The sequence below is a fragment of the Streptomyces sp. NPDC020780 genome, assembly GCF_044334475.1.
GTDB lineage: Bacteria > Actinomycetota > Actinomycetes > Streptomycetales > Streptomycetaceae > Streptomyces.
In genome coordinates, this window is record NZ_JBIRTB010000003.1 from 658,950 (window position 1) to 670,578 (window position 11,629).

10 protein-coding genes and 2 pseudogenes are annotated in these 11,629 nt (G+C 70.2%); 2 read left to right on the forward strand and 10 right to left on the reverse strand.

All coding sequences use genetic code 11. The features are described 5' to 3' along the window. Positions 1–69 precede the first annotated feature (69 nt). Positions 70–1,716 (forward strand): apolipoprotein N-acyltransferase, encoded by a 1,647-nt coding sequence (gene lnt, locus ACH4VO_RS08975; protein WP_360996712.1) that lies wholly within the window; start codon positions 70–72, stop codon positions 1,714–1,716. Here lnt and ACH4VO_RS08980 read toward each other — a convergent pair. The 10 genes and pseudogenes from ACH4VO_RS08980 to ACH4VO_RS09025 form a co-directional block, all read right to left on the reverse strand. Further along, a complete protein-coding gene (locus ACH4VO_RS08980) occupies positions 1,640–2,545 on the reverse strand; it encodes a Gfo/Idh/MocA family oxidoreductase (protein ID WP_360996709.1) in 906 nt (301 codons plus the stop codon). The genes lnt and ACH4VO_RS08980 overlap by 77 nt on opposite strands. Before the next feature lie 183 nt (positions 2,546–2,728). Beyond that, positions 2,729–3,211 (reverse strand): hypothetical protein, encoded by a 483-nt coding sequence (locus tag ACH4VO_RS08985; RefSeq protein WP_360996707.1) that lies wholly within the window; start codon positions 3,209–3,211, stop codon positions 2,729–2,731. 276 nt (positions 3,212–3,487) lie between these two features. After that, entirely contained in the window at positions 3,488–4,171 is a 684-nt protein-coding gene (locus ACH4VO_RS08990) for a uracil-DNA glycosylase (RefSeq protein ID WP_360996704.1), read from the reverse strand. Between the two features lie 81 nt (positions 4,172–4,252). Continuing rightward, complete coding sequence (locus ACH4VO_RS08995; RefSeq protein ID WP_360996846.1) at positions 4,253–5,833, reverse strand: ABC transporter substrate-binding protein; 1,581 nt, start codon at positions 5,831–5,833, stop codon at positions 4,253–4,255. A gap of 123 nt (positions 5,834–5,956) precedes the next feature. Beyond that, positions 5,957–6,712 (reverse strand): SDR family oxidoreductase, encoded by a 756-nt coding sequence (locus tag ACH4VO_RS09000; protein ID WP_360996701.1) that lies wholly within the window; start codon positions 6,710–6,712, stop codon positions 5,957–5,959. A gap of 22 nt (positions 6,713–6,734) precedes the next feature. Further along, complete coding sequence (gene fabG / locus ACH4VO_RS09005; RefSeq protein WP_360996698.1) at positions 6,735–7,496, reverse strand: 3-oxoacyl-ACP reductase FabG; 762 nt, start codon at positions 7,494–7,496, stop codon at positions 6,735–6,737. A 201-nt stretch (positions 7,497–7,697) separates the two neighbouring features. Then, positions 7,698–8,081: a DUF3037 domain-containing protein gene (locus ACH4VO_RS09010; protein ID WP_360996695.1), complete on the reverse strand. Its 384-nt coding sequence runs from the start codon at positions 8,079–8,081 to the stop codon at positions 7,698–7,700. Beyond that, positions 8,078–8,962 (reverse strand): HipA family kinase, encoded by an 885-nt coding sequence (locus tag ACH4VO_RS09015; RefSeq protein ID WP_360996692.1) that lies wholly within the window; start codon positions 8,960–8,962, stop codon positions 8,078–8,080. Before ACH4VO_RS09015 ends, ACH4VO_RS09010 begins: the two co-directional genes overlap by 4 nt. A gap of 4 nt (positions 8,963–8,966) precedes the next feature. After that, a pseudogene (locus tag ACH4VO_RS09020) lies at positions 8,967–9,368 on the reverse strand (tyrosine-type recombinase/integrase); the annotation flags it as partial. 93 nt (positions 9,369–9,461) lie between these two features. Continuing rightward, positions 9,462–9,773 carry a transposase gene (locus tag ACH4VO_RS09025; protein WP_360996690.1) on the reverse strand — a complete coding sequence of 104 codons (312 nt, stop codon included), beginning with the start codon at positions 9,771–9,773 and terminating at the stop codon, positions 9,462–9,464. 540 nt (positions 9,774–10,313) lie between these two features. On the opposite strand from ACH4VO_RS09025, the pseudogene ACH4VO_RS09030 reads away from it, so the two are divergent. Next, positions 10,314–11,137: pseudogene (locus ACH4VO_RS09030) on the forward strand (helix-turn-helix transcriptional regulator). Positions 11,138–11,629: the final 492 nt, after the last annotated feature.

Sequence of the window (11,629 nt, forward strand, 5' to 3'; positions counted from 1 at the left end):
GCCCCCTGTGCGCTGCCGATCTTCTGCCCCACACTGGAAGGAAGCGGAGGACCGGCGAGAGGACACCGCATGCCGATGCGGGGAGCAGGTGTTCCGGCCGACCGGTCCGAGTGCGGACCGGACGCCGACCGGGGCGGGCCGCGCGGGCGCGTGCTCCGTTCGCGTACGGGACGTGGGGCAGCCGCCGTGCTCGCCGGCGCTCTGCCGGCCCTGTCGTTCCCCGCCCCTTCGCTCTGGTGGTTCGCGTATGTCGCCCTGGTTCCGTGGCTGCTGCTGATCAGGTCGGCGCGGACCGGGCGCCGGGCGGCCGTCGACGGCTGGCTCGGCGGGGTGGGCTTCATGCTCGCCGTGCACCACTGGCTGATGCCGAGTCTGCACGTCTTCATCGTGGTCCTGGCCGCCCTGCTGGGTCTGCTGTGGGCGCCCTGGGGTCTGCTGGTGGCCCGGCTGCTCGGCGGGTCGCCGTCCCCGGGCCGGTCCGTGGCCGCCGTCGTCCTGGTGCCGTCCGGCTGGCTGATGATCGAGCTGGTCCGTTCCTGGGAGGGGCTGGGAGGCCCCTGGGGCCTGTTGGGAGCCAGCCAGTGGGAGGTCGCGCCCGCGCTGCGCGTGGCGTCGGTCGGCGGCGTATGGCTGGTGAGCCTGCTCGTGCTCGCCGTGAACACGGTGGTCGCGCTGCTGCTCGCCGTGCCGTCGGCGCGCACGGCCGCGGTCTCGTGCCTGGCGGCGTGCGCGTTGTTCGTGGGCGCCGCGGTGGCTTGGGCGCCGCAGCCCCGAAGCGCGGGTACGGCCCGGATCGCCGTGGTTCAGCCGGGCGTCGTCGAGGGCCCTGGCAGTGTCCAGCGCCGGTTCGCGCGCGGCGAGGAACTGACCCGCGGCCTGGCGGGCCGCAACGTGGACCTGGTGGTGTGGGGCGAGAGCAGTGTCGGGGTGGACCTGGCGCGCAGCCCGGGCACGGCCTCGCGGCTCGCGGCGCTCTCGCGTCTGGTCGGGGCCGACGTGCTGGTCAACATGGACGCCAGGCGTACGGGCGGCGCGGACCGCCCCGGGATCTACAAGTCCGCCGTGCTGGTGGGCCCGGACGGGCCGACCGGGGACCGGTACGACAAGATGCGGCTCGTGCCCTTCGGTGAGTACGTACCGGCGCGCGCGGTGCTCGGCTGGGCCACCTCGGTGGGCAAGGCGGCCGGGGAGGACCGGTTGCGCGGCCGGGGCCCCGTGATCATGGACCTGCCGAACGCGGACGGGCTGCGGCTGGGGCCGCTGGTGTGCTTCGAGTCCGCGTTCCCCGACATGAGCCGGAAGCTGGCGCAGGACGGTGCGCAGGTCCTCGTCGCCCAGTCCTCCACCTCGACGTTCCAGCACAGCTGGGCCCCCGAGCAGCACGCCTCGCTGGGGGCCCTGCGGGCTGCCGAGACGGGCCGGCCGATGGTGCACGCGACCCTGACGGGCGTGAGCGCGGTGTACGGCCCGCGGGGCGAGCGGGTGGGCTCCCCCCTCGGTACGGACGCGAGCGAGGCCGCCGTGTTCGACGTCCCGCTCGCCCGGGGTACCACGCTCTTCGTCCGGCTGGGCGCCTGGCCCGTGTACGGCGCGCTGGCCGCGCTGGCCGTGTACCTGGGCGCGGCGGGGATCCGCAGGCTCAGGACGCCTGTTCCAGCGCGTCCTTCACCACCCGCTCGCACAGCCGGTGGGTCTCCAACGCGTCCCGGGCACTGAGCACCTGTCCGTCCCGCACCGCGTCCAGGAACGAGAGCACGCTCTGCTCGATGCCCCGCTGGCGGGCGACCGGCACCCAGTCGCCCCGTCGCCGCAGGGTGGGCTGGCCCTTGTGGTCGATGACGTCCGAGAGGTTGAGGACCTGCCGTTTGCTGTCCTGGCCGGACACTTCGAGGATCTCCTCGGTGGATCCGTTGAGCCGGTTCATCATGCCGATGGCCGTGAATCCGTCGCCGGACAGCTGCAGGACCACGTGGTGCATGAGGCCGTCGGCGATCCGGGCCCGCACGACGACGTTGCCGACCGGGCCGGGGGCGAGGAAGCGCAGGGTGTCCACGACGTGGATGAAGTCGTCGAGCACCATGGTGCGGGGGTCCTCGGGGAGCCCCACCCGGTTCTTCTGCATGAGGATCAGCTCGCGCGGGTGCTCCGCACACTGCGCGTAGGAGGGGGCGAGTCTGCGGTTGAACCCGACGGCGAGTGCGGTGCCGCGCTCCTCGGCGAGGACCACCAGCCGCTCGGAGTCCGCGAGTTCGTAGGCGAGCGGCTTGTCGACGTACGTCGGGACGCCCGCCTGGATCAGCCGCCCGACGATCTCCGGGTGGGCCGGGGTCGGGGCGTGTACGAACGCGGCGTCCAGGCCCTCGGCCAGGAGCGAGTCGAGATCCGTGTGGCACTGCCGGGCGGGGACGCGGTGGGTGGCCGCCACAGCCGCCAAGGTTGCGGGGGTGCGGGTCTGCAGATGCGGTTCTACGCCGGGAATCGTCGTCAGTACCGGCAGATACGCCTTCTGCGCGATGTCGCCGAGCCCGATGCAGCCGACCTTCACGGAGTTCTCCCTGTCGCCACGACCACGGCCTCGCGGTCGCGTCCTGTGCCCGTCCCTGGTTCCGGCAGCATACGTGCGCTGCGGGGCCTCCCGGTCGGCGATGCCGCCGGAGGTGCCCAGGGCGAACTCCGGAGATGGACGGCCCCCGGGCGGACAAGCGGTCCACCCGTCGCACCCCGGGCCTCATTCGCCCGCCCCGCTCCCCCGCAGCCGCTGCTCCAGGCGTCCGAGGGCCGAGCGGACCCCCGCGCCGTACCCGTCGTCCCCGAGCGAGCCGACGGCCTTCCACGCCCGGTCCAGGTGGAACCGGGCAGCCTCGAAGCGCTGCAGTCGCAGGTAGTCGGCCGCGAGATTGAGGTGGAGGGAGGGGAAGAAGGCCCGCACCGCGGACGCGTCCCGGCGGTGCGCGCCCTCCTCGCCGGTCAGTCCCTCGGCTGCGGCCAGCGCCCTCAGGTCCCAGGCGAGCTCGTCCCGGGGATCGTCCTGCGTGTCGGCCATGTAGTGCGCGAGGGTGCAGCGGTGCAGGGCCTGGCCACGCTCCCCGATCTCCGACCAGAGGCTCCCGAACCGGTTCCGGGCCTCGTCCCGGTCCCCACCGTGCAGCAGCATGACCGCTTGGCCGATCCTGGTCATGACGGCGTCCTCGGACGCTTCACGCTGCTCCACGACAGAGGTCTCCCTGATAACGGTCCGGCCTGTTCCCGTGGGTCCGACGCTAAGGGCTGTCCCGCACTTCCCGGTGGATCAGCGCGCGGCGTCGGATGCGGCACGTCGCGAGGCGGAGGGGTCTACCGCACACCGGACGTCCGTGGACGCCCCGATGACGCGGTGCGGTGCCGTGGCTGTCGCCGCGCACCCGCCGGGAAGCACCCGGACGGCCCTCAACCGCAGCCGCCGGCCGTCCCGCTCAGGCGCGGGGCGGTCCGCCGCCGGGCCGCCCCGTCACCCCAGGTTCGGGATACGCCAGTCGATGGGCTGGTGGCCCTGGGCGGCGACAGCCTCGTTGATCCGGGTGAAGGGACGGGAGCCGAACCACTTCTTCGCGGAGAGCGGCGAGGGGTGGGCGCCCTTCACCACGACGTGACGCTCCTGGTCGATCAGCGGTATCTTCTTCTGCGCGTAATTGCCCCAGAGCACGAAGACCGCGGGATCCGGCCGGTCCGCCACCGCGCGGATCACCGCGTCGGTGACCTTCTCCCAGCCCTTGGCCTTGTGGGAGTTGGCCTCGCCGCCCCGGACGGTCAGCACCGCGTTGAGCAGCAGGACGCCCTGCTCGGCCCACGGCATCAGATATCCGTTGTCGGGGATCGGAAGGCCGAGCTCGTCGTTCATCTCCTTGTAGATGTTGCGGAGCGACGGGGGTGTTCTGACCCCTGGCCGGACCGAGAAGCAGAGCCCGTGGCCCTGGCCCTCGCCGTGGTACGGATCCTGGCCCAGGATGAGCACTTTCACCTGGTGGTAGGGCGTGGCCTCGAGGGCGGCGAAGACCTGCTCGCGCGGCGGATACACCGGCCCGCGGGACCGCTCCTCCTCGACGAATTCGGCGAGCTCCTTGAAGTACGGCTTCTGAAGCTCTTCGCCGAGGACGCCGCGCCAGGACTCGGGCAGCAGGTCGGTGTCGGTCACGTCCACAACCTCCGGTAAGCAATCGGTTCTTGCTCCCCAGAACCTACCGGGCGCCACTGACAGCGCCCCGCCGCCCGCCTCCTACCAGCTGGTCTTGCGGTACAGCTCCCACAACTGCATGACCGTCTGCGGGTCCAGGGCGCGCTCGCCGCCGCCGATGTCCTCGCCCGCCGCCACATAGAGCTTGCCCTGCCACAGCGGCAGCAGCCGGACGTCCTCGGCCAGGATCTCCTGGGCCCGTCTGAACTTCTTGGAGACGGCTCCGCGGTCGCTCTCCTTGCGGGAGGACGGAAGCAGGTCCCGGGTGATCTCGGTGTTCAGGTACGGCGTCCCGGTGACGCTCTCCTTGCCGACGAACGGGGCGACGAAGTTGTCCGGGTCCGGGAAGTCAGGAAACCAGCCGCGGCCGAAGACCGGGTAGCCGCCCTGGGTGAAGCCCTCCTGGAAGGTCTTCCAGGGCGCGCTCTTCAGCGTGATCCTGAACAGGCCGGACGCCTCGAGCTGGCGCTTGATCTCCGCGAACTCGGGAGCGGTCGACGAGCCGTAGCGGTCCGTGGTGTACCAGAAGGTCATCTCGACCGGCTCGTCGATCCCCGCCTGGGTGAGGATGCGCTTCGCCTTGGCCGCGTCCGGGTCGCCGAAGGCGTCGAAGAAGCTCGTCGTATGGCCGGCGATGCCCTTGGGCACCATGGAGTACAGCGGCTCCGCGGTGCCCTGGTACACCTTGGCGACGAGGGCGTCACGGTCGACCAGCTGGGCGATGGCGCGCCGGACGGCGAGCTTCCCGGCGGCCGGGTCCCCGGGGTTGAAGACCAGGAAGCGGATGTCGGCACCGACCGTCTCGACGAGCTGCAGACCGTTGTGGTCCTGTTGGTCGTCCTCGAGGCTGACGACCTCCTCGGCGGTCAGACCGCGGTAGGTCGCGTCGATCTGCTTCTTCTTCAGGGCCGCCACCATGGACGCGGAGTCGTCGAAGTAGCGGATGGTGACGGCGCTGTTCTTCCGGTCGGCGAACCCCTTGTAGTCGGGGTTCCTGGTGAGTTCGGCCCTCTTACCGGGCTGGTACGAGCCCAGGACGTACGGCCCCGATCCGGTGACCTTGCCGTCGTCCCGGACCCTGTCCGCGGGGTACTCGCCCGGGGGTACGAGCGACATCGCGGGCGTCGCCAGGATGAAGGGGAAGGTCGCGTCCGGCTTGCCCAGGTGGAAGACGACCGTGTCCTCGCCCTCGGTGTCCACCCGGTCGAGGGAGCCGAGAAGCCCGACGGGGCCGCCCTTCACCTTGATCTTCTTGATCCGGTCGAAGGAGTACTTCACGGCCCGGGCGTCGACCTTCTCCCCGTCGGAGAACTTCAGGCCCCTCCGCAGGGTGCAGCGGTAGACCATGCTCATGTCATCGGTGAACCGGCAGGACTGTGCCGCGTCGGGCTCGGGGCTCGAGGTGCCGGTCGGGAAGCTGAGCAGGGTCTGGAAGACGTTCCGCATCAGCTCCCAGGAACCGTCCCAGGCCGCCGCCGGATCGAGGGTCGAGGGCGAACTCGTCGTTCCCACCGTTATCCGCTGATTCGTTTCCGCACCGCTGTCGGACAGGAGTCCGCAGCCGGCCAGCAGGGAAAGGGAAGCAAGAGCTGCAGCAGTCTGCAGACCGGCCCGGTAGAACACGCGCCCACGCTCCTCGATCAGCCTCGGGGTCGGCAGACCGTAGCGCAGCACCCCGCCGGGTCAACCTCCTGGCCCGGCGGGGCACGTGAGCCGATCAGGACGCAACTCGCCCCCAGCTCCCGCTCAGGCCACGCCGGCATTCAGGAAGATACCGCCGTCGACCACGAGTGTCTGCCCTGTGATCCAGTCCGATTGCGCGGAAGTGAGGAACGCGGCCGCGCCGCCGATGTCCTGCGGAACACCGAGCCGCCCGAGCGGGTACGCCGCGGCGGCCTCGGCCTCCCGGCCCTCGTACAGAGCCTCGGCGAACTTGGTCTTCACCACGGCCGGAGCGATCGCGTTGACCCGGACGACCGGCGCGAACTCGTGCGCCAGCTGAAGGGTCAGGTTGACCATGGCCGCCTTGCTCATGCCGTAGGCGCCGATGAAGGGCGACGCCGAGATCCCGGCGACGGAGGCGATGTTGACGATCGCCCCGCCGTTCTCCTTCTGCCAGGCCTTCCAGGTCTGCTGGGCGAAGCCGAGCGCCGAGATGACGTTGGTCTCGTAGACCTTGCGCGCCACCCCCAGGTCGAGCTCCGCCATGGGCCCGAAGACGGGGTTCGTGCCGGCGTTGTTGATCAGGAAGTCGACCCGTCCGAAGGTCTCCATGGCGCGCTCCACGGCGACAGCCTGGTGCGCCTCGTCGTGCGCCTTGCCGACGACCCCGATCGCCCGGTCGACGCCGAGCTTCTCGACGGCTTCCTTGAGCGCCTCCTCGCCTCGGCCGGTGATGCACACCCGGTCGCCCCGGGCGACGAGCGCCTCCGCGATGCCGTAGCCGATGCCGCGGCTCGCACCGGTGATGAGCGCGACTTTGCCGCTGTCCTGCGCAGTCATGATGTCCGTTGCCCTTCCGGGGTCAGTTGAGCGGTCCGCCGGCGACGTACATGACCTGTCCGGACACGAAGCCCGCGTCGTCCCCCGTGAAGAAGGCGATGGCGTTGGCGACGTCCTCGGGGCGGCCCACCCGCTGCACGGGGATCTGGGTGGCGGCCGCGGCCTGGAACTCCTCGAAGCCCATGCCGACCCGCGCCGCGGTCTGCGCGGTCATCTCGGTGACGATGAAGCCGGGTGCGACGGCGTTGGCGGTGACCCCGAACTTGCCCAGTTCCTTGGCCAGCGTCTTGGTGAAGCCCTGGAGTCCGGCCTTGACGGCGGAGTAGTTGGCCTGCCCGCGGTTGCCGAGCGCCGAGGAGGAGGACAGCGAGACGATACGGCCGAACGTGGCCTCGACCATGTGCGCCTGGACGGCCTTCGCCATCAGGAACGCGCCCTTGAGGTGGACGTTCATGACGAGGTCCCAGTCCGCCTCGTCCATCTTGAAGAGCAGGTTGTCGCGGAGCACGCCCGCGTTGTTGACGAGGATCGTCGGGGCACCCAGCTCGGCGGCCACGCGTGCGACGGCGGCCTCCACCTGGGCACTGTCCGACACGTCACACCCGACGGCGAGGGCGGAGCCCCCTGCGGCGGTGATCTTCTCGACCGTGTCCTTGCACGCCGCCTCGTCGAGGTCGAGTACGGCGACGGCGCGGCCCTCGGCCGCCAGGCGTACCGCGGTGGCGGCGCCGATGCCCCGCGCCGCTCCCGTCACGATGGCGACACGCTGCTCGGTGGTGGACATGCTTGGCTCTCCTCGCCCTTGGATCGCGGCTCAGCGGACGTCAGGAAGTTCCCGATAACTGAGCAACCGCTTAGTACCTTCAGCAGACGAGACGCTAGAAGCCCTGGCACCCGGTGTCAACGGCCCACGGGGGCACGGGCGCATGTCACACCGGACGGCGCCGCGGCCCGTACGTCACGGACGGCCGCGCCGACCGTGCGATCAGCGCACCAGCAGGTCGAGCAGTCGCTCCACCTCGGCGGCCGGGTCCGCGGTGAGCCCGCTGTGCACCGCGCCGGGCTGGACGACCGTGGAGCGCGGGGCGATCAGCCAGCGGAAGCGCCGCCCCGCGTCGTCGCCGGCCGCCTGGCCCGCCCCGTCCCCGCCGCCGCACACACCTTCGACCGCACGCAACGCGGCCCGAACACCCGTCACATCGGCGTTCGGGTCGAGCGCCATGAGCTTGCGCTCGTCCAGATACGTCCGCGCGGCGACGAAGGACCTGGCCCGGCAGTACACCAGCACTCCCGCGTTGAAGCACTCGCCGCGCTCGACCCGAGGGACGACGCGCACCACCGCGTACTCGAAGACATCGCGCTGCGTCATCGGCCGTCGTCCTCGCTGTCGCGTGCGGTGCCGGCCTGGGCGGCACGGTCCTTCTCTGCGGCGTGCCGCCGCGGGGCCAGGCGGTCCGTGAGCCAGCCCGGCGCCTGCGAGGGCGTCGCCTTCGTGGGCTCCCCCAGGAGGATCCGCTCCTGGATCGTCCCGGCACGGGCGAGGAGCGGTTCCACATAGGCCCGTCGCAGCTGATCCGTGGTGTCGAAGCCGGGCTCGCCGGCCAGCCATGCGTCCGGCACGGCGGCTGCGACCTCGGTGAGCAGCTCGTCGGTGACGAGCGGGGCGAGGTCGGCGGCCGCGGCCGCGATATCCGGCGCGAAGGGGGCCAGCACATGGTCGGAGGCGTTGTACGGCTTGGCGGCCGAGGCCTGCGCGCCGGGCCAGTTGTGGTGCCAGATCATCGTGGCGCCATGGTCGATCAGCCAGGCGTCACCGTGCCACACGAGCATGTTGGGGTTGCGCCAGGAGCGGTCGACGTTGTTGATCAGCGCGTCGAACCACACGATCCGTCCGGCCTCCGCCGGGTCCACCTGGTAGGCGAGCGGGTCGAAGCCGAGTGAGCCGGGCAGGTAGTCCATCCCGAGGTTGAGCCCCCCGCTCGCCTTGAGAAGCTCCTGCACCTCCTGATCCGGCTCCGCGAGACCGATCACCGGGTCGAGCTGGATGGTCACCAGCTCGGGCACCCGCAGCCCGAGCCTCCGGCCGAGCTCCCCGCAGATGACCTCCGCGACAAGGGTCTTCCTCCCCTGCCCAGCCCCGGTGAACTTCATGACATACGTGCCCAGGTCGTCGGCCTCGACGATCCCTGGCAGCGATCCACCCTCCCGCAGGGGCATGACATAGCGGGTCGCGACAACCTCTTTTAGCACTTTCCTAGGCCACCCATCTCTTTAGCCTTGCATTCAACGGAGGGCTCCTTCGGGGCGTAGAGGCGGGAATCGCCAGTCGACGGCGCTGGGGAGAATCTGGGGAGTTTCGGCTATTAAGCCGATCCCCCGCGCTCCCCCCGTCGATGGTGGCGCGCCCCTTGCTGCCGGCCTCCGGCATGAAGTGAGCATAGTAACCGAGAGTGATCGCGGGCGAGGAGTGTCCGAGCCACCGCGCCAAGGTCACGACGGACTCTCCGGCTTCCGACATGATCGAGGCGTAGGTGTGCCGAAGCACATGGAAGCCGTCCTTCGGGGCCGCCGCCCACTGCCAGGCTTTCGCCCCCTCGGCACGTGGCGGGATGACGCCGGGCTTGGCCAAGGCGGGCTTCCAGGTGTAGGTGTTCCATGCAGTAGGAGGAGCGGGCCACGTGCAGCACCCGGCACAACAGCACGATCGGGTAGTTCGCCTTCTCCGCATGGATCAACCGGTACAACATGGTCACCGGTCGCTCTCCTTCACGAAGAAGGCCGTCGCTTTTTTCAGGATCTCGATGGTCTGCTGCTGTTCGCGGTTCTCTCTGCGTAGCCGGCGCAGTTCCTCGCGCTCCGCGCTGGTCAGCTCGCCCGGGGTGCCCTCGCTCTGGTCGGCCTTGGCCCGGCGGTACCGACCGCGCAGGGACTCGGAGCTGATGCCGAGCTCCCGGACGACGGCAGTGACCGTCTTGCCCGAGGAGTCGACGAGCGCGATCCCGTCCCACCTGAACTCCTCCGTGTACCGCTTCGTGTACCGCTTCGTGTACTTGCTTCCCACCTGGTGCTACTTCCTCTGGAACCTCAAGATCCCAAGGCCGGTCTCCAAGAGCCGTACGGGAAGACGGGGCGCCGCAAGCCCGCCATCGCGGGGTGTCCACCCAGGGATGGGTCTTGCAGACCGTGCTGGGCGTGCTGCGCGAGGACTGCGAGGTCTAGCTGATCGTGGATGCCGCAGCGCGCCTGACAGCCGAGACCCACTCTGTCGCCGTCGAGCGCATGGTGCGGGCCAGCGCCTCCCGGTCACCTGGCTCTGCCTGTCCGGGGAGTTCTCCGTGGACCACCGTTCCGCCACCGCACCCCACTTCCAGCGGCTGATGCGCGAGCACGTGCCGACCATGGCCATGGGTGTCCGCCCTCCAGCAGACGGGGACCGAGTTCGGCATGAGTCATGCCGCCCGGGGGCGGATGAGGGCCGTCCGGCTGTGCCTGTGCAGCGCTTCCGGCCCAGCCACGGACAACTCGTCCCCTGATGAAGTGGCCCTTCATCCGCTCTGCCGTCCACGCCAGGATGGGCTTGTCGAACAAAGGAGATCGGACGATGGACCGGGTGTTGCTGGCGGATTTTCTCCGCGCACGCCGTGAGGCGTTGCAGCCGCAGGATGACGGGCTTCCTCGCGGGCAGCGGGGCCGCACCGGTGGGCTGCGGCGCGAGGAGGTGGCGGCATTGGCCGGTATGCCGGCCGATTACTACAGCCGGATCGAGCAGCAGCGTGGTCCGGCCCCCTCGGAGCGGATGCTCGTGGCGCTCGCGCGGGCGTTGCGGCTCAGCCTGGACGAGCGCGACCACCTCTTCACCCTCGGCGGCGTCCCCGCGTCCCAGCGGATCATGAGAGATGATCTCGTCGGTCCCACCATGATGCGGATCGTCGGCGGTCTCCTGTGTCGGCGATGTTGATGTCGCGCTTCGGTGAGACGCTCCTGCAGACACCTCCGGCGGTCGCGCTGCTCGGTGATTTCACCCGCTACTCGGGTCTGTCCCGGTATCTGGTCCACCGCTGGTTCACCGGCGATCAGCCGGTCCGCGGCCTCCATCCGGCGGAGGACCATCCGCGGCGGGGCAAGGTTCTCGCCGCGGGGATCCGGGATGCCTACACGGCCGATCCCACGGGCAGGGCCGGTGAGATCGTCCCAGCCCTGCTCGAGGCCAGTCCCGAGTTCGCTGAGGTCTGGCGGCTGCACGAGGTGGCGGTGACCCATCACCACGACCTCAAGCGTTACCTGCACCCCGAGCTGGGGGAACTGGAGCTCTACTCCGAGATGCTGGTGGATCCCGAGCAGTGCCAGCAGCTGCTGGTCTTCACCGCCGTACCCGGTTCTCCCAGCCGGGGCAAGCCCCAGATGCTGTTGGCCGTCGGTCCCTAACGGCGATGGCGGCCCTCTCACCCGGTGATGCCGCTTCGAAACCGGAGTGTCCTCACCGATCGCTTCAAATCTGAACCACATTGCGTGTCGCGTCTCCCGGTTGGCGGCCGAGCCGGCGCGGGATTCCAGAGGATCAGGTATGCCGAGCCGCCCAACGGCAAACCCTCGCCTGCCGAACCCGGGACTTCTGGGCCCGCTGATGCCACGAATGACGATCAGACCCAACTGGTGCGGCCCATACCGTCCCTGCTCCGCCCATGTCCCCCTGTGTCCCTCCCTCACCGGAGGTGCACGCCCGCTTCACAGGGTGTGCGGTCTCCCCCACAAGCTCACAGCACCAGCAGTCAGCTCAGACCTGCGAGTCAGAGCACCGGCATGCGCTCTGGGGGCGGATCCTGCCCCCTTGCCCCGCTCCGCAGGAGTCCGATTCCGTCCCGGCCCCGAAGGCCGGAGTTTCCTTGGAGGTCCCCGATGACCATGGCCTATCTGGCG

Excerpts from the sequence above, each read along its gene's own strand:
- lnt (WP_360996712.1), top strand. The coding sequence starts at position 70 with ATGCCGATGCGGGGAGCAGGTGTTCCGGCCGACCGGTCCGAGTGCGGA.
- ACH4VO_RS09010 (WP_360996695.1), bottom strand. The coding sequence starts at position 8,081 with ATGACGCAGCGCGATGTCTTCGAGTACGCGGTGGTGCGCGTCGTCCCT.
- fabG (WP_360996698.1), bottom strand. The coding sequence starts at position 7,496 with ATGTCCACCACCGAGCAGCGTGTCGCCATCGTGACGGGAGCGGCGCGG.
- ACH4VO_RS09000 (WP_360996701.1), bottom strand. The coding sequence starts at position 6,712 with ATGACTGCGCAGGACAGCGGCAAAGTCGCGCTCATCACCGGTGCGAGC.